Annotated in this window: 25 protein-coding genes; 16 read left to right on the top strand and 9 right to left on the bottom strand. The window is 43.6% G+C overall.

Going from position 1 to position 26,399, the window contains the following annotated elements:
* Positions 1 to 193: 193 nt before the first annotated feature.
* Together istB and M655_RS24220 are read right to left on the bottom strand one after the other, a co-directional pair.
* Positions 194 to 937, bottom strand: a complete 744-nt coding sequence (gene istB, locus M655_RS24225; RefSeq protein WP_197186756.1) for an IS21-like element helper ATPase IstB — start codon at positions 935 to 937, stop codon at positions 194 to 196.
* Positions 934 to 1,707, bottom strand: coding sequence for a Mu transposase domain-containing protein (locus M655_RS24220; RefSeq protein WP_286085914.1), 774 nt, complete (start codon positions 1,705 to 1,707; stop codon positions 934 to 936). The genes istB and M655_RS24220 overlap by 4 nt, the downstream gene beginning before the upstream one ends.
* A 48-nt stretch (positions 1,708 to 1,755) precedes the next feature.
* On the opposite strand from M655_RS24220, the gene M655_RS24215 reads away from it, so the two are divergent.
* The gene (locus M655_RS24215) at positions 1,756 to 3,042 is read left to right on the top strand and encodes an IS110 family RNA-guided transposase (protein ID WP_221843694.1); all 1,287 of its coding nucleotides are present in this window, start codon (positions 1,756 to 1,758) and stop codon (positions 3,040 to 3,042) included.
* Positions 3,043 to 3,431: 389 nt separating this feature from the next.
* Here the strand turns inward: M655_RS24215 and istA are convergent, their stop codons facing one another.
* Complete coding sequence (gene istA, locus M655_RS24210; RefSeq protein ID WP_221842538.1) at positions 3,432 to 4,244, bottom strand: IS21 family transposase; 813 nt, start codon at positions 4,242 to 4,244, stop codon at positions 3,432 to 3,434.
* Here istA and M655_RS28170 point away from each other — a divergent pair.
* The 3 genes from M655_RS28170 to M655_RS24200 are packed head-to-tail and all read left to right on the top strand — an operon-like array spanning position 4,203 to position 6,946.
* Complete coding sequence (locus tag M655_RS28170; protein ID WP_353505609.1) at positions 4,203 to 4,529, top strand: tyrosine-type recombinase/integrase; 327 nt, start codon at positions 4,203 to 4,205, stop codon at positions 4,527 to 4,529. The genes istA and M655_RS28170 overlap by 42 nt on opposite strands.
* Before the next feature lie 40 nt (positions 4,530 to 4,569).
* Complete coding sequence (locus tag M655_RS24205; protein WP_051353864.1) at positions 4,570 to 5,427, top strand: heteromeric transposase endonuclease subunit TnsA; 858 nt, start codon at positions 4,570 to 4,572, stop codon at positions 5,425 to 5,427.
* Positions 5,411 to 6,946 carry an integrase catalytic domain-containing protein gene (locus M655_RS24200; RefSeq protein WP_286085913.1) on the top strand — a complete coding sequence of 512 codons (1,536 nt, stop codon included), beginning with the start codon at positions 5,411 to 5,413 and terminating at the stop codon, positions 6,944 to 6,946. The genes M655_RS24205 and M655_RS24200 overlap by 17 nt, the downstream gene beginning before the upstream one ends.
* Before the next feature lie 83 nt (positions 6,947 to 7,029).
* On the opposite strand, the gene M655_RS24195 is transcribed toward M655_RS24200, so the two are convergent.
* On the bottom strand, positions 7,030 to 8,244 hold the full coding sequence (locus M655_RS24195; RefSeq protein ID WP_286085912.1) for an IS256 family transposase: 1,215 nt from the start codon (positions 8,242 to 8,244) through the stop codon (positions 7,030 to 7,032).
* A 193-nt stretch (positions 8,245 to 8,437) separates the two neighbouring features.
* Complete coding sequence (locus M655_RS24190) at positions 8,438 to 9,013, bottom strand: SMI1/KNR4 family protein (protein WP_005837034.1); 576 nt, start codon at positions 9,011 to 9,013, stop codon at positions 8,438 to 8,440.
* Positions 9,014 to 9,793: 780 nt separating this feature from the next.
* Here M655_RS24190 and M655_RS24185 point away from each other — a divergent pair.
* The 7 genes from M655_RS24185 (at position 9,794) to M655_RS24155 (ending at position 16,195) form a co-directional block, all read left to right on the top strand.
* On the top strand, positions 9,794 to 10,183 hold the full coding sequence (locus tag M655_RS24185; protein ID WP_286085911.1) for a DUF4372 domain-containing protein: 390 nt from the start codon (positions 9,794 to 9,796) through the stop codon (positions 10,181 to 10,183).
* 14 nt (positions 10,184 to 10,197) lie between these two features.
* A complete protein-coding gene (locus tag M655_RS24180) occupies positions 10,198 to 10,479 on the top strand; it encodes a hypothetical protein (RefSeq protein WP_286085910.1) in 282 nt (93 codons plus the stop codon).
* Positions 10,480 to 10,530: 51 nt separating this feature from the next.
* Positions 10,531 to 10,779: a hypothetical protein gene (locus tag M655_RS24175; RefSeq protein WP_286085884.1), complete on the top strand. Its 249-nt coding sequence runs from the start codon at positions 10,531 to 10,533 to the stop codon at positions 10,777 to 10,779.
* A 228-nt stretch (positions 10,780 to 11,007) separates the two neighbouring features.
* The gene (locus M655_RS24170) at positions 11,008 to 11,418 is read left to right on the top strand and encodes a hypothetical protein (protein ID WP_005837032.1); all 411 of its coding nucleotides are present in this window, start codon (positions 11,008 to 11,010) and stop codon (positions 11,416 to 11,418) included.
* A 202-nt stretch (positions 11,419 to 11,620) separates the two neighbouring features.
* The gene (locus M655_RS24165) at positions 11,621 to 12,715 is read left to right on the top strand and encodes an SAVED domain-containing protein (protein WP_026558525.1); all 1,095 of its coding nucleotides are present in this window, start codon (positions 11,621 to 11,623) and stop codon (positions 12,713 to 12,715) included.
* Between the two features lie 19 nt (positions 12,716 to 12,734).
* Complete coding sequence (locus M655_RS24160) at positions 12,735 to 14,003, top strand: cyclic GMP-AMP synthase DncV-like nucleotidyltransferase (protein ID WP_035423437.1); 1,269 nt, start codon at positions 12,735 to 12,737, stop codon at positions 14,001 to 14,003.
* 1,298 nt (positions 14,004 to 15,301) lie between these two features.
* Positions 15,302 to 16,195 carry a hypothetical protein gene (locus tag M655_RS24155; protein ID WP_007786241.1) on the top strand — a complete coding sequence of 298 codons (894 nt, stop codon included), beginning with the start codon at positions 15,302 to 15,304 and terminating at the stop codon, positions 16,193 to 16,195.
* Positions 16,196 to 16,426: 231 nt separating this feature from the next.
* Here M655_RS24155 and M655_RS24150 read toward each other — a convergent pair whose 3' ends face one another.
* Positions 16,427 to 17,572 carry an IS4 family transposase gene (locus M655_RS24150; protein ID WP_025845287.1) on the bottom strand — a complete coding sequence of 382 codons (1,146 nt, stop codon included), beginning with the start codon at positions 17,570 to 17,572 and terminating at the stop codon, positions 16,427 to 16,429.
* Positions 17,573 to 17,797: 225 nt separating this feature from the next.
* Between M655_RS24150 and M655_RS24145 the strand changes: the two genes are divergently transcribed.
* From M655_RS24145 to M655_RS24135, 3 genes are all read left to right on the top strand, one after another.
* Positions 17,798 to 18,820: a hypothetical protein gene (locus tag M655_RS24145; RefSeq protein ID WP_005836871.1), complete on the top strand. Its 1,023-nt coding sequence runs from the start codon at positions 17,798 to 17,800 to the stop codon at positions 18,818 to 18,820.
* A 345-nt stretch (positions 18,821 to 19,165) separates the two neighbouring features.
* Positions 19,166 to 19,660 carry a 2-phosphosulfolactate phosphatase gene (locus M655_RS24140; protein ID WP_286085909.1) on the top strand — a complete coding sequence of 165 codons (495 nt, stop codon included), beginning with the start codon at positions 19,166 to 19,168 and terminating at the stop codon, positions 19,658 to 19,660.
* 85 nt (positions 19,661 to 19,745) lie between these two features.
* Entirely contained in the window at positions 19,746 to 19,916 is a 171-nt protein-coding gene (locus tag M655_RS24135; RefSeq protein WP_197187167.1) for a hypothetical protein, read from the top strand.
* A 300-nt stretch (positions 19,917 to 20,216) separates the two neighbouring features.
* Here M655_RS24135 and M655_RS24130 read toward each other — a convergent pair whose 3' ends face one another.
* From M655_RS24130 to M655_RS24120, 3 genes are all read right to left on the bottom strand, one after another.
* Positions 20,217 to 21,269 carry an ABC transporter substrate-binding protein gene (locus M655_RS24130; RefSeq protein WP_007786245.1) on the bottom strand — a complete coding sequence of 351 codons (1,053 nt, stop codon included), beginning with the start codon at positions 21,267 to 21,269 and terminating at the stop codon, positions 20,217 to 20,219.
* A gap of 108 nt (positions 21,270 to 21,377) precedes the next feature.
* The gene (locus M655_RS24125; RefSeq protein WP_007786247.1) at positions 21,378 to 22,214 is read right to left on the bottom strand and encodes a helix-turn-helix domain-containing protein; all 837 of its coding nucleotides are present in this window, start codon (positions 22,212 to 22,214) and stop codon (positions 21,378 to 21,380) included.
* 413 nt (positions 22,215 to 22,627) lie between these two features.
* Positions 22,628 to 23,773, bottom strand: a complete 1,146-nt coding sequence (locus M655_RS24120; RefSeq protein WP_005837477.1) for an IS4 family transposase — start codon at positions 23,771 to 23,773, stop codon at positions 22,628 to 22,630.
* 520 nt (positions 23,774 to 24,293) lie between these two features.
* On the opposite strand from M655_RS24120, the gene M655_RS24115 reads away from it, so the two are divergent.
* Both M655_RS24115 and M655_RS24110 read left to right on the top strand, forming a co-directional pair.
* The gene (locus tag M655_RS24115; RefSeq protein WP_005829019.1) at positions 24,294 to 25,070 is read left to right on the top strand and encodes a DeoR/GlpR family DNA-binding transcription regulator; all 777 of its coding nucleotides are present in this window, start codon (positions 24,294 to 24,296) and stop codon (positions 25,068 to 25,070) included.
* A 50-nt stretch (positions 25,071 to 25,120) separates the two neighbouring features.
* Positions 25,121 to 26,374 carry a class-III pyridoxal-phosphate-dependent aminotransferase gene (locus M655_RS24110; protein ID WP_026558522.1) on the top strand — a complete coding sequence of 418 codons (1,254 nt, stop codon included), beginning with the start codon at positions 25,121 to 25,123 and terminating at the stop codon, positions 26,372 to 26,374.
* Positions 26,375 to 26,399: the final 25 nt, after the last annotated feature.

Raw genomic sequence — 26,399 nt, 5'->3', positions numbered from 1 at the left:
GATCTCGCCTCTCTATTATTATGTATTATGAAGGTGGGAAGAGTCGTGAGTTATAGAGGGTCAGAGAAAGAGTTTATTTTGTCCTTGTTTCTGTTTGTGAATGTCAATCAAAATGTTGACCACCGTGCTCATCAAAAAATTGACCACCATGGCAAAAATCAATCCACCCGTCGGGTGGGTAACTTTTTCATGATCACGATCTTTGAATGCTCTGCTTAAAGCGATAACTGTCTCCATTCATTGCAAAGATATGGGCACGATGGGTAAGCCGATCAACCAAGGCTGACGTCATTTGCTCATCTTTGAAAATCTGTGTCCATTCCGTAAAATCCAGATTGCTGGTAATGATCATGCTTCCTTTCTCATAGCGAGCCGCACAAAATTGGAATAATAACTCCGCCCCGGTCCGACTCAGAGGGACAAACCCGACTTCATCCAAAATAATCAAATCTGTTTTCAACCATTGCCTCTCTAACTGGAGGATTCGCTTTTGGGACTGAGCTTCCATAAGCTCGTTACATATTTTAGCAGCAGTCCAAAACTGGACGGAATAGCCTTGATGGCAAGCTTCCTTCCCGAGTGCAATGGAGAGATGAGTTTTTCCAGTGCCAGAGTTTCCGATAAACATGATGTTCTCTGCTTTTTCGATGTACTCACAACGAGCCAGTTGAAGCAATTTGGGCTTATTGAGAGACGGAATCGCCGAGAATTGAAATTGATCGAGCGTTTTCATAGAAGGGAATTTAGCGTGCTTGATGCGACTCGCAATTTGGTTAGCATCCCTTTGCTGAACTTCTTGCTCTAGTAGGGCTAAGAGGAACTCCTCGTAGGGAATTTGCCGTTCAGCAGCATCATGGGCGATTTCCTTATAGACACGTTTAATCGCAGGTAAACGAAGGCGTTTCGCGTAGGTTTCAAGCAGGAAACTCGTACTCAATGAACCACACTCCTTTTCTGTAACAAACGATTATACTGGCTAAGATCTGGGGCCTTTACCTGAATACGTGGAACAGAGCTATCCTCCGCCAACGAGAGTTGGGGCAAACGGTGTTCCGGCAATGTTCGCTGAAGCAATAATTGCCTTACGGCATCATACTGGAACATCCCTTTTTGGCAGGCCTCCCCCAGTGCTTCTTCGACGAGAGAAGTATCGAATTCACGGTGCAAAAGCAAGAGTCGAACGAACTCCTTCATCCCTCCACGGCACTTGTCCAAGAACTTTTGGTAAATGGCGGGTAATCCTGCCTGATGCAATGGTCTAGCATAAAGAACTGCTCCTGGGCGAATAAGAAGTAAATCCAGATAATGATCGTATTGCAAAATCTCCTTTCCTTTTTCCAAGCACCGCTCATGCGTCGCAATCAGGCTTTTTCCGTGATACACCTCAATTTTTTCAGCAAATACTCGGCAAATAAGTTGGGTCGATGCATAGGAAACCGGGACGGAATAGGCATTTTTTTCAATGTGGATCATGGATAGCGTATTGCTTTTCACGGGTACAACACGGAAACAATCCAATGGCCGTGGAGGCAATGGAAGCATGATGGGCAACTCTTGAACAAATGCTTCTCCAACCGTTAGGGAAGACCGGGGAACGGTTGTATTCTCGTAAGAGATACATTTTTCGAGGAGCCATTCCTGTAATGAAGAAATTTGAGCTTTGAAAGAAAAAAGCGCCTCCTGTATGCTGGGTCTTGGAATGGTCACATTCACACTGCCCTAATGAAAAGGAGGACGCTCTACATGAAGTATAAGCTGAAACAGAAACAGAATCAACGGATTACACGAATTACCGAAAAAACACTGGTTGTTGGCGCGGACATCGCCAAAAAGATTCATGTAGCTCGAGCCGTGGATTTCCGAGGCATTGAGCTTGGGAAAGAATGTGTGTTCCACAACGATCAGGAGGGGCTAACGAAACTGGCTGCGTGGATGAAGGAGCTTGGCCGGATACATGAGAAAACCGACATCGTATTTGGCATCGAGCCTACCGGACACTACTGGTTCCCGTTAGCGGCATTTTTGAAGGAGCAAGACATCAGGGTCGTCGTCGTGAATCCGCACCATGTGAACAAGAGCAAAGAACTTGAGGACAACTCGCAGACCAAGAGCGACTACAAGGATGCGAAGGTCATTGCCGACCTGATTCGGAGCGGGAAATATTCAGAGCCCAATTTGCCGACCAAGGAATATGCAGAGCTACGCATTCTGATGAATTTTCGGGAGAAGGTCATGGTGAGCTTGAATCAAGTGAAAGCTCGGATTACAAACTGGTTTGACCGCTACTTTCCGGAGTATCCACAAGTGTTTAAGGACTGGGAAGGCAAGGCATCACTGATGACCATGCGCCAGTTTCCCACTCCAGAGGAGATTGTCTCGATAGGCGCCAGAGGCGTTCTCACACATTGGAAGACGGAAATCAAGCGTGGGGTGGGCATCAAGAGAGCGGAGCAGCTCTATGCTGCCGCTACGGTCTCTATCGGGCTTACCGAGGGGCTGACAGCTGCCCGAATCGAGCTTGCCGCCTTGCTGCAGCAGTACGATCTGTACTGCAAGCAAGAAGAAAGCATTATGACGGAAGTCCTGCAGATTCTGGAGAAGATCCCCGGAACGAAGCAAATGCTGAGCATCCCAGGGATTGGCATTCTGACCGTCGCCGGCTTCTTGGCGGAGGTTGGCGATCTGAACAACTACGACCATGGACAGCAGATCATCCGTCTGGCTGGGCTGAATCTGACGGAGAACAGCTCTGGAAAACGTAAGGGAAAGACCGGAATCAGCAAGCGGGGGCGCTCTCGCCTAAGAGGCATCTTGTTCCGCTGCATGCTGCCGATGGTAGCCAAAAACAAAGAGTTTAAAGCGCTCCACGAGTATTATACAACGCGTAGTCAAAATCCGCTCAAGAAGAAGCAATCGATTATCGCCTTATGTGGAAAACTGGTTCGCGTCCTCTATGCACTGGGGACAAAGCAGAAAGAGTATAACGCAAACGAAGTATTGGGGCCGATTCGACAAGCCCAGCTACAACAAAGTGCTGCATAAAGCTTATCAACAAACCTGTCATCTCGCTTATTCACATGTGTACAACCATGACAACGGAAGCACCGGAGAAGCCGAAGAATTATAATCCATAAGGGCAACGACCCAGTCGAGGAGCTAGAATCGGCCTCCACCCCTTGAGAGGTAGAACGAAGGAATGTAAGGGCATAGACCCAGCGTGACATGGGAGGGTAAACCCCGAGGGCGGATGTGGAGATCCACTGTGCGATCATACCTTTTTATCCACAGTCTGGAAACTGGTGATTGCAGGCTCTATTCCCGCCACAGCCCTTACAGAAATATTTGTATCTCCTTCAATCTTCCGACAAGAGCTTTAAGATGTCAAAGTTAAAAAACAGAGAATGAGCGAGAAAACAGGAGAAAACATTACTTTATAGTGGGAGGATTTGATTTAGCTCCTCCAGAGAAGAAACACTAGGCACAGGTGTAAAAAATTGCCTCTGGGCAAACTGTACGAGGTTTTCCACTTGGCCTTTTTGATGCCCTTTTCCCGGATCACAGAAATAGCTTTCAAACAGGTAGTGGGCACGTAGCTGAATAAATCGCTCTTGTTCCTCGCGATTTTTGCCTTCCAATACCTTCTTAACGGCTGTTGTCAGGTTGTCGTATGTGATGACTTGGGGAACAGCACCGAAAAATTCAAAAGCATCTACATGACCTTGGAGAAGAGCCTCTTGCTTCTGATGAGCAAATGTCTTGATGAAAATCTTTCTGCTGTATGTGCAACGCATACAAAAGACTTGAACCTTCACTTGTTTCCCTTGTAAATGAACCGTAACCTCACCCCAGTCAAATTGGGCAAATCGCCCTGGCGGGAAATCAAGAGGGACAAATGCTTTAGGAGGAGAAACCCGCAACTCTCTGACGTAGCGTCGTACAGTAGATTCACCGCCGGTGAATCCATGTTCGTCAACGAGTCTCTGGTAAATACGTTTGGCAGTATGACGCTGCTTCGGGGGAGCCTGTTCATCTTGACGCAGCCATTCCAAGATGATGGGCTTGACAAAATCAATGACTGGCTTCGGCTTCGGTTTTGAAAGCTGGTATACAGGGATTTCCGTTGATGTCAAGGCTTTTCGTATCACTTGACGCGAGTAGCCAGTTTCGCGAGAAATTTGACGAATCGACTTCCCTAGCAGAAAGTGTTGTTTCCTGATAAACTCATAATTAGCCATCTGAAGCATTTCCTTTCCTCCTATATCTTGTTGTCTAGACAACTACAAGATACAGGAAAGAGGTGCTCAGGTGGTCAACTTTTTTATGAGCGATGTACCACTAGGTGGTCAATTATTAGATTAGCATTCACAGCTGCCAGACATTCATTCTGTACACAGCTTATTAAGTCGGGTGTTGACCCCAAAACTGTTGCTCTTTTGACTGGGCATTCTTCGGTGGATGTGATTTATAACTGGTATGTTTCTTCGAGTTCCGAAGATAAACAACGAGCTGTCGATGGGTTGCAAATTTGATGGGGGGGTAGTCACTGAGCCGAATTGGAGGGAATGACAGATGGCACGACGTTCAGATTGGACAGAAGCCAAGTTAAAGAGATTTTTGGCTGAAGGAAGAGGACAAGGTAAGAATGAGTTATACCGCCCTTGGTTGATGGTATCGGATCTCCCCAGCAGAGGAAGGTCAACTCGAATCTTCTCAAGGATAGCCAATCGAGTTGTCCATCTTCTTACTGATTCACAGCTAAGGTATTTCTATCTGCTCGAATGGAATCATGATGGGAACTTGATTGATATCAATGAACAGTATCCCTTGTTGGATATGGAATCGATACTCGATCAACTGGATGAGCCATTAGTAAATCGGTTGAAGGATAGAAATACAAACCTTCCCCATATCATGATTACGACATTTCTGGTGACAGCGATCAATAAACAGGGAAAGGAATATCAGTTTGCCAGATCGATAAAAGATGCTGGTGAATTAGAGAAGAAGGCAACGATTGAGCGGCTGGAATTGCAGAGATTGTTTTGGAAGTCTCGCAATATCGATTTCGGAATCGTGACTCCAAATGAAATCCCTATTCAAAGAAGCAAGAACATAGAGTGGGTGTTACCAGCTTTAAACATAGAGGATTATGGATTGAAGGAGACTGAAATGACTCATTATGCGGATGAACTATTAGACGGCATTTCCTCAACGGATAATTCCCTAAATTCTGTTCTGACTTCTTTTGATCGGCATATGAAAGTTGAAGTTGGGACGGGCTTACTCGTATTTCGTTACCTGATTGCCAGTCGAAGGATTCAAATCAATATGGACATGGAGATAAAGTTAGATAAAACTCCATCGGAGATCGGGGTCATAGTTCAGAGGAGCGAAGGAAGGGGGACAAAGCATGTTGTTGGCGGTTAATACACTTTATCGGTATGCGGATGATCCGAATCGGATCGAACGAATCGTATGGGTTAGTTCGGATCGGCAAGCTTGCTTTGTAGTGGATATTTATAACAACTCCTATCCATATCCAAGGCAAGTGCTGGACATTGAAGAGGGGATCAAAGATGGGACATATATAATAGAAGAAACAGACCCATGGTTTCGAATTGTTGACCTTGAAACGATGTCAGAAAAGGAACAAAAGCGTTGGAATCAGGCTAAGGAAGTCATCCGAACGATAGCGACCAGCGGATTTGAACCCAATATTTTTCTACCCATTGAACGTGCAAAACTGATTCAAAAAGCATCCGAACAATTGGGTTTAAGTCCATCCACAATTGCCAAGTATCTCAAACGATATTGGAAACGGGGGAAAAACTTCTACGCTTTGCTATCGGATCTCGATTCCTGCGGAGGATCTGGACAAGAGCGAAAGCTAAGTAAAAAAGTTGGTCGTCGTAGCAAATATGCTTCCATGCATGGGGAAATGGTGATTTCGGACGAAGTGAAGCGGATTTTTCGCATTACCTTGGATAAATATTACTACACAGCTAAACCCAATAAACCTTCATTGCGATGGGCGTATGAGCAGATGATTAAAGACTATTTTGCCATAGAACAAAAAACGGCAAGTGGAATTTTGATACCTATCGTAGAAGAAGGATCGGCTATTCCTACATTCGGACAATTTCGATATTGGTTCAATAAATGGAGAGATCCAAAGAGAGAGGTTTCGAGTCGAGAAGGGGCAAGGAAGTTTCAACAGCAATACCGCCCTGTGTTGGGGTCAACGCAACAAGATGTTTACGCTCCAGCGGCGGTGTATCAGATCGATGCAACTATTTTAGATTTGAATGTCGTGTCTGCTTATAAGAGGAGTAAAATATTGTCAAGACCAGTTTGTTACCTGGTTGTGGATGGATATAGTCACTTAATCGTGGGGCTTCATGTCTCGTTGGAGTCACCAAGTTGGGCAGGTGGAGCAATGATGGCGTTATTGAATGCCTCCGAAGATAAGGTGGAGTTTTGCAAGCGATTTGGAATCGAGATACGAGAAGAAGAGTGGCCAGTATCAGGTGTTATACCTGAATCTATTTTGGCAGACCGAGGGGAAATGTTATCTTCAAAGGCATTGTCAACGATTGAGCATTTACAGATAGCAGTAAAGAACACCCCTCCGTTCCGTCCAGACTGGAAACCACTGGTAGAAAGATATCTGGGCTTGGTTCAACAACATGCAAAGCCGTTTATACCTGGTGCAGTGAATAAAAATGCAAAGGAAAGAGGAGAACGAGACACACGACTAAATGCATCGCTCACAGTTGAGGAAGTCATAAAGGTTCTCATTAAATGCGTACTTCACTACAACAACCATCACCATCTATCTGATTATGAGAGAGATGCCCATCAAATCGGAGTCTGTCAAGATTTTTGTGTAAACGTGAAAACGATGCTTCATATGTCGGGCTTGACATGGAGCCACTGGCGGGCATGAGTTCTTGCGATTGGGCGATGGAGAAGTTCACACCATCGCAAGGCAAAGTAGCCTATCATGCCCGCCCCTCCATGTAAAGCCCTTCATCGAATCTGTACCCGTTCTGGGAAATGTACAGTCAACTGGAGAAGGATTTGCCCCCAATTTTGGACCCGCCCTGTCCACTTCCGAATGACATCCATCGTCGCCAAATATAGCATTTTGAGTAGCGATTCATCCGTCGGAAAGATACTTTTTCCCTTTGTCACCTTCCGGAGTTGTCGATGGTAGCTTTCGATCATATTCGTTGTATAGATGAGCTTGCGCAACTCAGGGGAGTACTTGAAAAAGGTCGCCAGTTCATCCCAGTTACTCCGCCACGACCGGACAATCAGGGGATACTGTTTTCCCCAGGTCTCCTCAAATTGATCCAATTCCAGGAGAGCCGCCTCTTCCGTTGGGGCCGTATAGATCGGACGCAAGGCCGTAGTAATCTTCTTCAAATCCTTGTACGACACATATTTGATGGAATTGCGGATCTGGTGGATGATACATTTTTGAACCTCCGTTTGCGGATAGCTGGCTGCAATGGCTTCGCTGAAGCCTTTTAAATTGTCTACACAGATAATCAAAATGTCCTGAACGCCACGATTTTTCAGATCCGTCAACACATGTAGCCAGAACTTGGCTGACTCGTTTTCTCCGATCCAGATGCCAAGAACGTCCTTATAACCTTCCAAATCAATGCCAATGACCATATAGGCGGCTTTGCTGATAATTTGCCCGTCCTGTTTTACCTTAAAATGAATGGCATCCATGAAAACAACGGAATACACGCTTTGCAGCGGGCGATTTTGCCATTCCTTGATAAGAGGTAACAGTTTAGCTGTTACGTTGGAGATAAGGGTCGGGGATACCTCAAGTCCATACAGATTGTGCAAATGATCCTGAATATCCCGTGTGCTCATGCCTTTGGCGTACATAGAGACGATTTGATCTTCAATACCCGTTACATGTCTCTGGTGTTTCTTGACAATCGCAGGTTCAAATTCTCCAAGACGATCACGGGGAATCGTGAGATCCAACTCCCCATACTCAGACGTAACCGTTTTTTTGCTATAGCCGTTCCGACTGTTTTTCGTCTGCTTCTGCTTGCTGTCATGCTTGGCATAGCCCAATTCGGTATCCAATTCGGCCTCCAACATTTCTTGCAGTGTTTCTGCAAAAATGTCCTTCAGGGCTTTTTGAACATCCCCCATGGTTTGCAAGTTGTGTTCTTTGATAAGTTGGCGCAGCTGGTCTTTTGGAATGAGTCCCATGTGTTCTCTCAACCTCACTTTGTTTCATTGTAATGGAATGTGGAATGAGAGTTTACACAAAATATTTTACAGTCCCGTTTAGAGGGTACTTTTTTGTCTGCGTTTAGGTTTGTGTAATTTGAGATGGGACTATTTAAGAAAATATAAATCTCCTGAAATTCTCCAATAACTAAGTTGCACATAAAACAAGGTTCTATCGTTGCTTGTAGTAGGAATTACCAGTCGATGATGGCCAATGCCAGTAACCACACCCCTGAGCGATAATCAATCTATCTAACCATAACTCAAAATTCATGTGCAAATCCAGTGCATCATCGAATGGACAGCAACTATCAAGATACCATAGATAACTTGTTTTATTTCCTTCCTGATATCTATTGGTGTCAATAATGACTTGGCATCCATCGAAAAGATAAGCAATGATAAAACATCCATCAGGCAAATAGTCAAATCTATACTCTAACATTTGTTCTAAACTCAGTAATTCCACTCCGCCTCCGTAATAGGGATGAACAAAGAGCCGTGCTCCATTGTGAAGCAATAAAAATGATTGGTAATCGGCAGGGAGGATTAGGCCAGTTTCATCTTTAAAACGCTTAATTTGAGATAGAGAAGCAGGAGGGTTAAAAGAGAACTTGTTCGGTTCGACGTACCCTTCTTCGTTTTGGATTAATAAAATTCCATCATTTTCGAGGCGACTTTTCAATCCATTTAATGATTTCTCAACGATATTCCCTACTTTAATGTTTTTTTCTTTGTGAAAGCTCATTCTGTGCCTCCTCAGAAAGTTATCATCTTTACAAAATAATTCGAAAAGCTATATGCAGGTAGTCTTTATTTGGGAGAGATCGTTACGGTTACATGATACAATATCTGGAAAAACAACGGAATAGGAATTTAGAAAAAGGTTCTTAAAAGGGATGGAGAACCTTTTGAATTATCGGCTCAGAATGGGGCTTTACAACTCGATCAAAGAATTGGCGAACGCCTCATCACTATGAACAATAGTGTTGAAGGCTGTACATTGGAAGGAAGGTGCGTATTAATATTCGGATGCATTTAATATGTTTGTTAGGAGTGATCATCGGATTAAGAAAAGTAAACGTGGTATTAGGAGATAAGGACAGATTCTTTGTTTTCTGTGTATACGGCAAAATAAAAGTGCATAGTTTGGCAACCGTTTTTGATACAGTTGCCATTCATTTGGTTTTACATGGAGAGGCGGGCATAATAGGCTCCCATGTCTTGTAAAATACTGTTGTCTCGCTCTTTTGCAAGAAATTGTGCCTGTAGAGGCTCCATGTCAAACCATGTATATCCGTGAATGTCGTTCGTTGCCAAACTCTGCATTTTCCGTTTGCCAAATACAGTTCTACTACTGTTGGAGAGATCTCTAAATAGTATTTCTATTCACTAGCGTTGCATTAATCTTTTCCCATCATTCAAAATACACATAATCTTTGGTATTTGGTTGTCTAGGGAACAAAAAAATCCTTTACACTGGAAAGGTCAGGTAGTTCCTGTCCAAATCCAACGCAAAGGATAGCTCATGGACAAGAATACCCTATTTTCTTCATTTGGTAAATGGGTTGCACCCATCAATATTATGAAACTTCAACAACGAATTGACGAAACGGATCAAGACAAGTACGTGAAGAAGCTGACGACAAAAGCGTATCTTCTCCTATTTTTACATGCCCAACTTCAGCAACGCGAAGGGCTTCGAGCCATTGCTGACGATGTTCTATCAAAGAAATTTCAGCAAGAATTAGGACTGTCATCGATCAGCCCCGCACAGCTTAGTCGAAAAAACAATCGGGTAGAACCTGCTTTGCTTGAAGAAGTTTTTGTCGACCTTGTCCAGCAAATTCAACGCGTTTCCGGAAAAGCCTGCTCTCTTCGAAAACACATAAAGACATCAATCAACGATTCCATTTGATTGATGAGATCGGTATGATGTACGTCTTTGATCGAGGGTATGTGGATTATGAAAAATTTGATGAGTATACCGATCAGGGCATCTTTTTTGCTTCACGTCTCAAGGATAACGCGGAAACTCGTCATTTGTTTACTTTCAAAGTACCACCAGAAAGCTCCGTTTTATCTGACTCCATTATCCTTCTTGGAACGCCACAAAAACGTGTGGATAATGTGTTACGACTGATTGAGACGCATGATTCGAAAGGAAATCGTATTCGAGTCATCACCAATCGGTTCGACTTAGAAGCAGAATAATTGAGCGACATCTACCGTTGGCGTTGGCAAATAGAACTGTTTTTCAAATGGATGAAACAACACGCAAAGATTAAGACGTTCTATGGAACAAGTGAAAATGCGGTCTGGAATCAAGTTTTTCTCGCTCTCATTGCTTACTGCTTGTTGCTTCTTGTAAAGCTGGAAAGAAACAGTCAGCACAGTCTGCTGCAAATCAGTAGATGGCTCAAAGTGTTTCTCTGGCAGACCTTTGAACAATGGATAGGCAGAATGGATTACCAATCCAAACGAACATCCAGAGGGCGACAGAAAAGGAAGTAAGTGTTGTTTGTTGTTGTCGATGTTGTAATAAATGTATAAAACTACCAAATGGATAGTGGCTACCTTTTGCTTGGCTGTTCTCGTTTTTGGTTGTGAAGTTGAAAATGTCATTCAGAATAATTTGACAATAGATGGATTCATTTTTTATGCAACGCTAATGATTTCTATTGAAGTAACTATAATAGCATGGGATTGTAGTGAAAAAATGATGGAATAGAGGCAATGTAAATGACTAATCAACAACAAAAAATAGAGGTAATCCGTCAAATGCTTCAGGAGAAAGTTAGAGAGAGGGATTTACTAAAGGATAAATTAGAAGCAATCCAGATCGAAATAAAGCAAATAGATATTTCAATCAATGCATTTCAAAACGAGTTGGAAAAATTTACTGGCGATAAAGTTATTGTAAGGCAAGTTCCGCTTAGGGGGGCAGAGATTAGAGATGCGGCGATAGAAGCTCTTCGACGTTTGGGAAGGAAAACCCATTACATGGAAGTTAAGGAGGAAATTGAGAAGTATCAAACGATAAATGGTGTGAATGAAAAGAGTAAAGCGGATTCAGTCTGGAATCAATTAAACAAAAGTGAGCAGGCAGATAAATTGGGGTGTGGGGAGTTTCAATTTAAAACAGAAAAGTAAGTAAAGCACCAAACGCGAACGTATGTGCTATAATGTGGTTATGCTTATAAGTTACCATTAAGGTGAGAAGAGGTGGAGTGAACCTGATTTTTTATTACCATTCCTTTTTGAAAGGTATCTAATCGATTCGAATACTATTTCAAATTAGTTGGTAATAAGATAAATAAGATAATTGTTTATTTACTGACGGAGGGGAGCTTATATGAGCGTAACAATGATTTTTTCAATTGTTTCAGTTCTAATATTTATTGTGGGGCTATTTTTTGCAATAAATAACTTTGTGAAGAAAAGAAGAGAAGAAGCTGTTTCAGGTCTTCTCATTACAATGGGTATCGAGTTAATATTTGGATCATTTGGGACGTTCGATGATAAATTGTTTGCATTTTTGTCTAATCAACAAGTGGATACCAACTATCTTCAACTTATTACTGGGTTCATTCTGCTTATTGGAGGAATATACTTTCATTTCTACATTAAAAACAAAATGTATATCCTTAACATCAATGGATATTTTGACAAACGAATTGAACATCATCAAAATGATTTGAATTTGAGTCCATTTGAATTTAAGGAAAAAGAAATAGATTTTATCAGACTGTATCGAAAAGGTATCAATGAAGCAATAGCTCAGGAGATACAAGAAGAGCTATCTGATAAAATCGAAGCTTTTAAAGTGGAGAGTAGAGACAAAAAAAGAGCTTACACGGGGATTGCACCGATTCCATTCATCATGTTGGCAGGTAAATTTTTTGAAAGACATGTATTAGATGAGTATTTTGAATACAACAAACTAAATGATGTCTACTATGAATTGACAAACTGTAAAACAGGTTGGACAAGCAGACCATATCCTCAATTAGTGCAAAATCCTCCCTTGGATTCATTAGGAGGAACGCAGGAAGAAGAAATTGTTATCGCAGTTAGCGTAACTTCTCAAATTACAGACGAGGACACCGCTCAGTTTTCATGTCCAAAAATTTACCTATCACTACCACAGCCGATGGATTATGCAATCAAGTACAAGGAACAGCTAAAGGATTATTGCAATGCGGTGTATATGGTGTTGATGGATACACAGCAAGCTTACCCTAATATAAAGAAGATACACCTTCTTTACTCTGGACAAAGTTGCTTGGCTTTTGAATTAGGGAAACTGATGGATGACAATCGTATGGTACAGATCATATCGTACCAATATGATCGTCAACGAACAATTAAATATCCTTGGGGGATCGTATTAAACGGAACTCAAAAAGGTTCATTAGTAACAAGGGATACATTTTTAGTTTCGGCATAGAAAGAGAGGGGAAATGATCATGTATAATTTAAGCTCTAAATTTAACACCTTTTACAACGATCATGTTGTTCTTTCAAGAGATGAGCAGAACAACCTTAGAGACAAGAAAGACTTAAATATAAGCCGATTAAAGTCTGGATTGCAGGAATACAATACTGAAAATGAAACCAGCTATTCCGTTGTTGAAATAATTGAGCAAGGAAGCATGGCTATGAGTACCATTACTCAGAATGATCAAAGCGAGTATGATATTGACGTTGCCATCGTCTTTGATAAAGATAGCATTCCAGAGAGAACTACTTCAGTAAAAAATATCGTAGTAGATGCTTTGAAAAGAAAATGTAAGCAATTCAAAACTGAACCTGAAGCGTTGACCAACGCAGTTCGTGTTGAATATGCAGACGGCTATCATGTCGATTTTGCGATTTACCGAAGATATAAAAACGAAGAAGATGAATATGAGTATGAACATTGCGGAAGCCAGTGGCGTTTAAGAAATCCTCGATCCATCACGGATTGGTTCAACACAAAAAATACCGAATCTGATGGCAACATCCGAAAAGTTGTTCGATTGTTAAAGATGTTCTGCAAATCAAGAAGCGGCTGGCTAATGCCAGGAGGGTTGGTGCAATCGGTCTTGGTAGAAGAATGCATCCAATCTAAAGACCGTCTCGACGAAACATTTTACTACACAATCAAAGAGATTCGTGATCGGTTGAATACAGATAAATCAGTAAATAATCCAACTGACACCAGCACAAGTTTATTGCTAACAGCAAAAGATGAACAAAAGGTTAAAAATTTAAGTGTTCGGCTCACGAACTACATAAAGAAGTTAGATGTACTTTTTGAAGATGAATGCACGGAAGACCAAGCCATATCAGCTTGGAATGACTTTTTTGATCATTCCTATTGGGGAGGGCTTGTTACGGAAACCGCCGAAAGTCGTTCTCTTGCAAAAAGTGCAAGCTCTCAATATCGTGTTGACATCGTAGCTGTTGTCGAGTGGAAACCAAGCATTCGAATCAATCTAAAGACCATTGGGGGTAGAGTCCCGAAAAACAGAACGATTTATTTTAACGCTGTTCCAAATTTCCATGACTTTGATGCCGTATTATGGGAAGTAGTAAACACTGGTGATGAATGTGGATTAGATAAGGGGCATACGCAAACTGGGCTTAACGTACAGGAAACAACACTTTATCGGGGAACTCACAAAATGATTTGTCGTGTGTATCGGCGAGGCACGCTATTGTGTAGTGATGAGGTAAAGGTCGTAATAAAATAATTGGGAAGTTCCTATACCCTTACAGAATATTTTCCTACTATGTAACAAGCAATTTCAGTGATCTCAAAGCATAAACAGTCGTACGAAAGCTTAAATAGTCGTGCCACCAGCCGAGCGAGATGCGGGTATCCACTCCTGTTTTTCCTCGGCTTTTTTCGTAAATCAGGGGAGAGGATTTATTATGAGGGGAGAAGAAGGAAAGCCTTGTGGGGCAAGGACTTCGAACATTTTTCTCCTGTTTTTTCTCGATCATTTTCTCCGATAATCTTTGGTCCTATCCCCAGGCTCTTCCTGTTTTTTCCCCTGCTCTTCGTTCGACTTTAATTGCTTTTTTGCCCCCGATTTTGCTCGTCCTGAACTCGATTTTTACTCGTTTCTTATCACGACATTAATTGCAGGAAAAAATTGGGATGATGGAGGAGAAAAGGCTGAGAAGCCTTGGGGCTGTAAGCGGGAGTGGCAGTGGGGGAGATGGGCGGGGCGTAAGATGACTATTTTTGCTTTTGACAAGGGTGTAGATAAGCAATAAACCTTTGACATTCACAATAAACACCTGACAAAATCAGAATAAACCTTTGCCAGAACACCAGAGCAAAAAATCGGGGGAAAAGCAGAATCCAATCGGATCAAGCCTTTCCCCTGTTTTTGTATCAATATTTTATTCTCACAACAATAATGTTTTGGTTGAAAAAATGGAGTCAAAAATGGAGAAAATGGGGGAGTTGAACCAGGACTTTATTTTTACGGACAACGGTGGAATGCGGGTTGGAGTGGGGTAAAATGTCAGAGGTTTATTTTGTCTGTACAAAGGGAGCCAGTAACTAGGCTCCCTTCATCATTATTAGGTTTTTGAAGGTATACTGTATGGTAATGCTACCATCCTTAGAGACAATAACCTTGTCAATTAACCTGTGTAATGGGGACTATTTTACGATTACCTCTAATCGAGGGAGGGGAATTTACACACAAATATGGACTTGAACAAAAAATTAGATTTACACTTCATTTAAATTCCAATAAAATGAATTTAGATAAATATTTTACAAATATACAAGTCATCTATAAACCGTTTGGTACAGGATTGCAGCTATTCCGAAAATGGCAGTCAACTTCCGAAAACTTGTATGACTGGCAACTAGTGCGACAGAAGTGCTGGAAGAGAGTGGAGAAAATTCTGCATGAACCATAAAAGGAGGAAAGGAGTGAGGTGGAACGTTTGCTGATCGACGCTGCGACTTTACCATTTTGTCTACTCAAGCAGCAGTAAGTGCGGATTTTTTTAGAAAGGGGATCATTTTATGAAAAGAAAGTTACCTGCATTTTTAGTTGTTGCCATGTCGGCTGAGTTATTTTTGAGTTCGGTTGAAGTATCTGCTCGTGAGGACAATACGATTCCGCAGTACATGTTACCTGGCACAGTATTGATTTATGATGATAATCTTCAGATTGTCGTAGAAAAAGGCGGGTATCCCAATTTCGATGTTAGACAAGTTTCCAGGAATTTGGATGGACCGCATATTGCGAAAATTCCTGAAGATGCGACAGAAGAAGAAGCCAGGCAGATTGAGCTTGAGAATGAATTGGCAATAAAAGCGTTTCAAATGAGTGTGGCGGGCGATTATATTCAAGCACCTCTACCTGAAATTTATCCGGGAATGAAAGTAGTTTACGATGAAGTTACGGGCGAACTAAACAACATTTATTATGCGGATGAAAACGATCCTTCTGGTTATTCCCTTCATAATGAGCCGGTTTCAGCACTGAATCGTAATGCCAATTCGAAAAAAGCGGTTCCCAGTGCTGCTAGCAATGTTCAGTGGAAATGGGGGAAGGATGATCGAAACGTATTGACGTATCAGGCTGGTGACGACAGTTTTCTAGGAACAGGCAGAGCGACTTATTTTACTGGTTCAATCGGCAATAGAGATAATAAGCTGAAAAACTATGATTGTGCTACTCATAAAGAGTATGATTATTCTAAAAAGGGAGATAAGGATATTACAATAAGAAATTTAGATACAGATAAAGCCTTTACTTTTTATCAGGCATCTGTAGGGACTTTGCCTGATGCTATTATCGATATTTGGGGATTAAGCAATTTGCAAACGGTTGCGGGGAATACAAGAGATACTTCAGTGCCTAATGTACGGTATTACCATAAGAGATTTTCGGATCAGAGCATACCTAGATAGTCTTTTATTAACCGCGAGCCGACATGCCCATTAATGTTGTTAAGATTTAATTTTTTTCATTGATATACGCTCATTAGCGTTGCATAAAAAATGAATCCATCTATTGTCAAATTATTCTGAATGACATTTTCAACTTCACAACCAAAAACGAGAACAGCCAAGCAAAAGGTAGCCACTATCCATTTGGTAGTTTTATACATTTATTACAACATCGACAACAACAAACAACACTTACTTCCTTTTCTGTCGCCCTCTGGATGTTCGTTTGGATTGGTAATCCATTCTGCCTATCCATTGTTCAAAGGTCTGCCAGAGAAACACTTTGAGCCATCTACTGATTTGCAGCAGACTGTGCTGACTGTTTCTTTCCAGCTTTACAAGAAGCAACAAGCAGTAAGCAATGAGAGCGAGAAAAACTTGATTCCAGACCGCATTTTCACTTGTTCCATAGAACGTCTTGATCTTTGCGTGTTGTTTCATCCATTTGAAAAACAGTTCTATTTGCCAGCGCCAACGGTAGATGTCGCTCAATTCTTCTGCTTCTAAGTCGAACCGATTGGTGATGATTCGAATACGATTTCCTTTCGAATCATGCGTTTCAATCAGTCGTAACACATTATCCACCCGTTTTTGTGGCGTTCCAAGAAGGATCATGGAGTCAGATAAAACGGAGCTTTCTGGTGGTACTTTGAAAGTATACAAATGACGAGTTTCCGCGTTATCCTTGAGACGTGAAGCAAAAAAGATGCCCTGATCGGTATACTCATCGAACTTTTCATAATCCACGTACCCTCGATCAAAGACGTACATGGCTCCGATCTCATCAATCAGCGACTCCATTTGGGTGCGGTCATTGGATTTGGCACAAGTTAGGGAAATCTTTTCAGGATAGACATCCTCCTGGCTTGCGAAAACGAGACGAAGATGAATTTTGATTCCTGCCTTTGTTTCGCGAAAGGTTGCCCACTTATACTTTTGCAAACATAATCCAATTGTAGTGGAATCAATGATCTTTATGTGTTTTCGAAGAGAGCAGGCTTTTCCAGAAACGCGTTGAATTTGCTGGACAAGGTCGACAAAAACTTCTTCAAGCAAAGCAGGTTCTACCCGATTGTTTTTTCGACTAAGCTGTGCGGGGCTGATCGATGACAGTCCTAATTCTTGCTGAAATTTCTTTGATAGAACATCGTCAGCAATGGCTCGAAGCCCTTCGCGTTGCTGAAGTTGGGCATGTAAAAATAGGAGAAGATACGCTTTTGTCGTCAGCTTCTTCACGTACTTGTCTTGATCCGTTTCGTCAATTCGTTGTTGAAGTTTCATAATATTGATGGGTGCAACCCATTTACCAAATGAAGAAAATAGGGTATTCTTGTCCATGAGCTATCCTTTGCGTTGGATTTGGACAGGAACTACCTGACCTTTCCAGTGTAAAGGATTTTTTTGTTCCCTAGACAACCAAATACCAAAGATTATGTGTATTTTGAATGATGGGAAAAGATTAATGCAACGCTAGTGATATACGCTGTTCTTTTAGAAGTAATGGCGTATACCACTCCAACAAGATATCATTCAAAATCTTTAGCTTAGGAGTAACGTTTGAATATGAAAAAGAGAATGATAACGCTTGGCAGCATCATCGTTGTTATTATTTTAGCTATCATTGCTATAAATCAACATACACTTGAGGGTAATGCAAAAAGAGAATTAAAGGAATATTTGCACATAACAGCTACAGTTTATAATAATGGAAAAAATGATGCTGACGGGGTTTCTTTAGTGTTGTACCTTTATTCGATTCAGGATCAAAAAATGTCGGAAATCTTGAGGGTTCCTGTAGATCCTGGGTATCCGGTGGCTTTTGCAGATCTTCGGAACAATAAAGTGTATTTTAGCGATAGCGTTACAGGTGACGAAGTTGATAATTTGTATGAATATAATCTAAAAACGAAAGAAAGAAAACAATTAACCTTTGGCAAGTTTCTTTTCAATGATTTGTTTATAGTAGATAACAAAATGATTACAAACGTTGCACCGCAATTCGTTACCGTTACTCAACCGGCTATTTTTGATCGGACGACGAGAGAATTTACTTATCTAAATCCAGACGACGATGACACCTGGTGTTTCTCGTTGTCCTATAATTATACGACGAAGAAGTTATTAAGCCTTACTGCTTCCGATTCCGAAATGAGAACACGTAAAGTTACGGAAGTTACACATATTCGACCAAAAACACTCTATTTGATGGATTTGGATTTTGGACATTATCAGCCGATCTACCATACGGACCAATTTGAAATCAGACTCACCAGGCAGCTTGATCGAAATAGAATCTTAATGACATACGATCCATTTATGGGTTCGTCCAAACCCAGGACGCTAAAAATATTGTATATCGACAGTCAAAAGGTCGAAGATTTTGATGTTCCGGGTATTAAGGAAGTGAAAACTTTTTACCCGAGGGATAATACGGAAGGCTTGTTTGTTCTAGGAAGGGATGCCAATAACCAGTATGGACTTTTTTATTATGATATGGCTACAAAGAATCTAAGCAATGTATTTGAAAATTACCCGCTTCCTAAGGATCATCACAGTTTGGTCGATTTTGTATACAGTATGGATTGAATCGAGAATTGCGCGCAGGCTTCTTTATCGGCAAAACTTTGAGCGTGTCCGTACACGTTCATGGGGGGAATTGTAGAGTGACCTAGCCGTTCAGAAAAGGATGTAGCATCGACTCCTTGAGTAATCAGAACAGTCGTGCTAATCTGAGCGGAGAATGGAAGGGTGTGTAACGTAGTCCGCCATTTTGCAGAGTGACCGGAAGTGCAGGTCATCGCCCATCAATCTTGGTCCAACTATGCGTTGGCTTTCGTATCCAATGGGCAACGCAGCAAGTAAAAAGCTTGTCCATCTTTACTGTGTATTTTGTTTACCGTAATTTGATATTCGGGGAAAAAGGAGAGGAAAATGGACGATTTAACTTTTTTCCAACAAACTGGCGCAGATGTGCGCTTTGATTGGGGGTATGAAGGAGTAAGGACACTAGCGGCTCTATCGGATATCGTGGTGATTATTGATGTTCTTTCCTTTACGACATGTGTAGATGTTGTATTGAATCGAGGAGGAACAGTCTTTCCATACCCGTCAAAAGGAAAGGCAGCTGGTGAGTACGCAGATCAAGTCAATGCGATAGTAGCAGGCAAACGCGGCGAACCGATCTCGCTTTCACCGTATGAGCTTTCAACGATACCGTTTGGGAGTCGGATTGTACTGCCTTCTCCAAATGGAGCGACGTGTTCATTCCTTGCGAGAGAGTCAAAAGCAACAGTCGTGGCGGGATGCTTTAGGAATGTATCGGCAGTAGCCAGTTTTGCAAGGCAAAGTGAGGGGGTTGTGTCGGTAATTGCTTGTGGCGAAAGATGGCCCCAGACGGGAGCTTGCGCCCGGCATTTGAGGATTTGATGGCAGCAGGAGCAATTTTTAAGCCAATTGGAAGAGCAGCGATTGTCTCCAGAAGCCTTAACTGCTGTCGTAGTATTTGATGCAAATGAAAGACAAGCTTCCACAGTGGCTTGTTAAAACGGGCTCTGGTCAGGAATTGATTGCAATGGGCTACCAGGATGATGTAACGATCGCGTCTGAATTTGACGTAAGCAAAATAGTCCCCATTCTTAATCAAGATGGGGCGTTTACACCTTATCCAAATAAAGATGAATAAGCATAGATTCGGAGGCTGACCTAGCTAGCGGCACGTTATTTGCCAATGAAGGGTTATGTTTTTCCTGAAAAGGAATCCATGGTTATGATTGGTTTTGGGCAAGGAGGAGTAATTGAAGCTGCTGATGAAGTTTCTACATCTGTAGCCTATGATCTCCCGGTTATGACCAATAGTTACGAGAGTGGATGCCCTTATCGGCTGTCGCTTCCGTGCCTTTGAACCAACGCAAAAAAGGCCGCAGCGCCCCCTCACGGCAAACGCCACAGCCTTTTCCCTACTACCTCCTACATCCCAATTTCTCTATCTCCCCAACGCCTCAAGCACCGCTTTAACCCCATACATATTCCCGATCGGGCCGTACCCAAGGGCAAGCTCGCCGTTGATTCCGTACACATGCTTGTTTTGCACGGCTTTTAACTTGCTCCACACTGCTGTGTCGTCCCATTCATCCGTCAGGGCGGGGATGGTCTTGTCGTTGTAATTGAAATAGCCGAGGAACAAATAGTCGGGATTCAGCACACTCAAACCTTCGAGGGTGATTTGCGCCCCTTCCTGCATATCCAGATTGGCAGAGGTCGGAGGCTTCAGGCCCATGCCTTCATAATAAGGCTTCAAATAATTCGTGCCCTGCAGCCACACCGCTTTGTCGCGAACTTGCACGAAGGCCACCGTGCCGTCCAGGGCTGTCAGCTTCTCCTTGGCGCTTTGCAACTGTGCCTGATAGTCCGCAATATAGCGCTTCGCCGTCTCTTCCTGGCCCAAAATTTCACCGAACTTGGTGACAACCGACTGCCAGTCCGACCAGACGCTGGTCGTCTGCTCGTCGATCACGACGGTTTGCGCGATTTGCGGCAGGGAGGCCAAAATCTCCTTGTTGACGGTATTTCCGGCGATAATCAGGTCGGGACCGTAGTCGAGCAGCGCCTCCATGTTCACCTGGGTGTTCTCGCCGACGATTTTCAGCTCCTGCACTTTCTCCACGTACGGCTTGTAGCTTTCCGAATGCAGCACGGACTGTTTTTCGGTAAACGGCAGCGCGAGCGCGACCGACGGCACGTCGAACAGCAGCAAGGAATCCGCATACCCCCAATGGACGACGGCAACCTTTTTCGGCTGCTTTTCAATCGTCACGTCTCCGTTCGCGTCCTTGATCGTACGGGGGAACGCAGCGGACTCCGGGGAGGTCGACCCAGACGTCGCTGCCGGGGCTTGCTGCTCCTGAGACGGGCTCGTTTTCGCGCTCTGGTCGCCGCCCGATGCGTTCTGATTCGGGGTGTTCGCGCCGGAACAAGCTCCAAGCAGCAAAATCAAACATAACAGACTGACCATCATAGCCCATGACTTTATTCGCATTCCTCGTCAGGCATCCTTTCTGTGTGCATCACATTTGATAATGATTCTCATTGACAAATATGAATGTACCACGTTCCTTGCCCCATGAAAATGGAGGAATTCCCGACTTTACGATGGACGATTTCTTCTGAGGTACAGCCCTATGCGGCCTGGTGAAACGCCTTTGTGCTTCTTGAACAGCCTGCTGAAGTAGTAAGCGTCAAGATAGCCAACGCTTTTGGCGACGGCGGATACGGAAAATTGTCCTGTCAATAGCAACTCGTGCGCCCGATTCATCCGGTACTGGATCAAATAGTCAATCGGGCCAATTCCCACGTACTTGTGAAACAGGTAGGAAAAGTATTTCGCCTTCATGCCGTAGCGGTTGGCCAGATGGCCGAGCGAAAGCGGCTGCGCATAATTTTCCTGAATGTATAAAATCGCCTCGTCGATCAACGCATGGCTGTCTTTGTTTTGATGAAGGCGTTCGGACTGCAACACCTTGTTCAGCAGGTGGTAGAACAGCGTTTTTTTACCCAGCAGGCCCATGCTGTCTGGGGCAGAAGCCGTCTTCAGCAGTTGCTCCAGCAGTTGATGCAACTCGGGGTCAAGCGGGGCATGGAGCAAGGACACGTCTGTCAATCGCCGCGTATCTTCCCCATGCGGACTGACGGGCAAGTAGTGCACGAGGCAGTATTCGAATCCGTCCGGGGCAGTCTGAATTTCCAGCCGCTTGTTCAGCCCGCCGAGCAGCACCTTGCCCGGCTCCAGCGTGTAGCGTTCGGTTTCATCGAAGCGAAATTCGGCCTGTCCCCGCAAGCAGACGATGACAGCGCACTTGGTTGTCGGCTGGTTGACATGGCCGTCGTAGATCATCCCGCCCGCAAGCTTCGTCCGGTAGACGCCGTGCACCTCCAAGGCTACTTTCGCGAGGTCCTGCGCCAGCTCTTCGTAGAAATTCGCCATGCCATCATTCACCACCATTCTTCAACGCGATCGGCCTTGTACCGTCGCTTTCCAATATACATTTTCACAAGTCGGGCGTAAAGCAAGCTCATGATCCCCGTTTGTCTGCGAGGCAACAGCAAGCCTGTCTTTGAACGGTAAAGAACCCAGGCGCCTGTATTCACGTCATAGAGATGGCTGGTTGTTGCTTGCCGTCACTGGTTGGTTGCCAGGAGTCAGAGAGGAGAGCAACAACATATTTTATATAATTTATCACTAGCGTTGCATAAAAAATGCGTTCGTAATTTGTCGAAGTATTCTGAATGACATTTTCAGCTACACAACCAAAAACGGCAGCAACCAAGCAAAAGGTAGCCACTGTCCATTTGGTAGTTTTATACATTTATTACAATCGTGATAACAGCAACCAATACCTAATTCCTTTTCTGTCGCCCTCTGGATGTTCGTTTGGACTGGTAATTCATTCTACCTATCCATTGTTCGAACGTTTGCCAAAGAAACACTTTTAGCCATCTCCTGATCTGCAACAAGCTGTGCTGACTGTTTTGTTCCAGTTTGACAAGGAGCAACAGGCAGTAGGCAATGAGTGCGAGTAATACTTGGTTTCGTACCGCATTTTCACTCGTTCCATAGAAGTTCTTGATCTTTACATGCTGCTTTATCCACTTGAAAAACAGCTCAATTTGCCAACGCCAACGATAGATGTCGCTGAGTTCTTCTGCTTCCAGGTCGAACCGATTCGTAATGATTCGAATGAGATTTCCCTTCGAATCAAGCGTTTCAATGAGTCGCAGCACGTTATCTACCCGCTTTTGAGGCGTTCCAAGAAGGATCATGGAATCCGATAAAACGGAGCTTTCCAAGGGGATTTTGAATTCATAAAGATGACGGATTTCGGCGTTATCTTTTAGACGAGAAGCGAAAAAGATGCCTTTGTCCGTGTATTCATCAAATTTTTCATAATCCACATACCCTCGATCAAAGACGTACATCATACCGATCTCATCAATCAACGATTCCATTTGAGTGCGGTCATTGGACTTGGCACCCGTGATGGTTATTTTTTCAGGATACACATCCCCCTGGTCGGCAAAGACGAGACGAAGATGAAGTTTGATGCCAGCCTTGGTTTTACGGAAAGTTGCCCATTTGTACTTCTGCAAACACAGCCCAATCGTTGTAGAATCAATGATTTTCATGTCTTTTCGAAGGGAATACGTGTTGCCCGAGTGTCTCTGAATTTGCCCTACAAGGTCAACAAATATTTCTTCAAGCAAAGCTGGATCTACTCGATTGTTTTTGCGACTAAGCTGAGCGGGACTAATCGACGACAGTCCTAACTCTCGCTGGAATTTCTTTGATAAAACATCATCTGCAATGGCTCGGAGTCCTTCTCGTTGCTGAAGTTGAGCATGCAAAAACAGGAGTAGATATGCTTTGGTCGTTAACTTTTTCACGTACTTGTCCTGATCCGTTTCGTCTATCCGTTGTTGAAATTTCACAATATTAATGGGTGAAATGTATTTACCAAATGAAGAAAATAGGGTATTCTTGTCCATGGTCTATCCTTTGCGTTGGATTTGGACAGGAACTACCTGACCTTTCCAGTGTAAAGGATTTTTTTATGCCTGAGAACACTTGAACGCTGAAAGTTATGATGATTTTGAATGGTATGAAAAGATTAATGCAACGCTAGTGATAATTTATAATTTTCTAAAAATATTGACGAGGTAAAACGGGCGTGATATTATCTTGTCAAAACCACATGAATAATCAACATACAACATTGAATCGCAGGAAAACATAATCGCTTTTTGTGGAATCATCATCTTCTGAAGTGGAATCATGCGAAAAAACGGAAAAGGAGTCGTGAGGATGATCCGTGGCGGATGAGGCAGTTGTTGTTGCAGACTGGAACGGCAGCGCAGCTACACGCGTTGGGGACAACAAGAGCGAGAGACGTTGACTGTAATAAATAGACAATGTTATCATCAATGCAATTCCACATTAATCAACAAAGAATAAAGCGGATGCTCCAACTGTGGCCGTGTGGAAAAAAACGTAGCAGGTGATGAAGTCATGTCTCTATCATTTGAGGATCGTAAAAAAACAATTTTAAAAACATTGGAAAGAGACGGGAAAGTACAGGTCCGTGAACTGGCGGAAATCCTTCAAGTCTCTGGCGAAACGATTCGGCGCGATCTGGATAAGCTCGAAAAAGAAGGCATGCTGAGAAAAGTTTATGGCGGCGCTGTAAAAGAGAAAACTTCTTCCTGGGATAAACCTTTTGAACAGCGAGCGGCCATGAACGAAAAAGAGAAACGCTCCCTTTGCAAAGCGGCAGCAGAGCTTGTCGAGGACGGCGACAGTATCATGATTGGCTATGGAACGACCACGCTGGAGATCGTGCGTTTTTTGGCGGACAAACAGAACGTCACCATCATTACTCAATCCATCCCGGTCTTGCTTCTGGCTCTCGAAGTGTTCAAGGGAAGAATTATTTTCATCGGCGGGGAAGTGGAGCGCGTTCAAAAATCGGCTGTCGGCCCTCTCGCGGAAAGGATGCTGGAGCGTCTGAAGACCAACAAAGTATTTATTTCTGCAAGCGGGATCTCGATGAGCGACGGCATTACGGACTACGACCTGGACGGGGCCAACATTTCCCGCAAAATGATGGAGCGTGCGGAAGAGGTCATTGTTTTGGCTGACCATACGAAGTTTGGAAAAACCGATTTCGCCTACATTTGTCCTCTCGTGGATGCGTCCATGATTATCACTGACAAAAGCTGCTCGGAAGAATGGAAAAAAATATTGGCCGAGAAAGAGATCGAGCTTTTGATTGCCGAGGATATGTAAAGAGGCCAGCTTTTGGCCGTAAAAAACTGCTGAAAATGGGGAGAAGACGAATGCTTAGATTCGGTGATAAAGACGCTGTGCTCAAAAAGTCCGTCCAGTGGTGGAACCCGGGAAAAACAAGGCAATGGCAAAAAGACGGGATCGATCTGGTCATCGGAAAGCGGGAAGGTTACTACCTGTACGATATGAACGGGAAGCAACTGATGGACCTTCATTTAAATGGCGGAACATTTAACCTTGGGCACCGGAATCCCGAAATTATTTCTACCTTAAAAAATGCTTTGGATGAATTTGATATCGGGAATCATCATTTTCCCGCGATCACGCGTGCGCAGCTCGCCGAAGAACTCGGAGGGTGCACGCCAAATAGTCTGAAGTATTCGATTTTTTCCAGCGGAGGAGGGGAAGCGATTGATGTAGCTTTGAAATGCGCCCGGTACGCGACGAAACGAAAAAAAATCGTCTCCGTCAAATTTGCTTATCACGGTCATACCGGATTGGCTGTGTCGCTGGGGAATGAGCGTTATTCCCGGCCGTTTTTGGGAGAAGGAGCGCCGGGGGAATTTATCCATGTGCCGTTTAATGATGTCCAGGCTATGGAAGCCGCGCTTTCCCGTGAAGATGTCGCCTGCGTCATTATGGAAACCATTCCGGCCACATACGGCTTCCCGCTGCCGGAAAAAGGCTATCTGTATGCGGTGAAGCAGCTCTGCGAAAAGTACGGCTCCTTGTACATAGCCGACGAGGTGCAGACGGGCTTGCTGCGTACAGGAAAGTTGTGGGGGATCGAGCACTATGGCGTAGAGCCGGATATTTTGGTCACGGCAAAAGGGTTTGGCGGCGGGATTTATCCGATTGCAGCTACGGTCGTGAGCGAGAGAGCAGGACAATGGATGAACGAAGACGGCTTTGCCCACATCTCGACATTCGGCGGTTCCGAGCTGGGCTGTATCGTAGCGTTGAAAGTATTGGAAATCTCCCAGCGAAAAGAAGTCATCGAAAACGTCGACTACGTATCCCGGTATTTGCGCGCAGGGCTGGAAACGATCAAAAAGCAAAATGCCGACTTTTTCGTCGGGATTCGGCAGTTGGGCGTAGTGATGGGGCTGGAGTTTGCGCAGCCTGAGGGAGCAAAACATGTCATGCGCGCGCTCTATAACAATGGCGTATGGGCGATCTACTCGATGCTCGACACGAAAGTGCTGCAATTCAAGCCAGGGCTGCTGTGCGACCAGAACTATTGCGATGAATTATTGTCCCGTTGCGAGTTGAGCATCAGACAAGCTGCGCGTGCTTTGGTGTAAAAGATTTGGTTTGTCCGTTATCATC

This window comes from Brevibacillus sp. NSP2.1, from assembly GCF_000470975.2.
GTDB classification, from domain to species: Bacteria; Bacillota; Bacilli; order Brevibacillales; family Brevibacillaceae; genus Brevibacillus; species Brevibacillus agri.
Note: the sequence above shows the minus strand (reverse complement) of the source record. Positions and strands in the feature narration are given on the sequence as shown.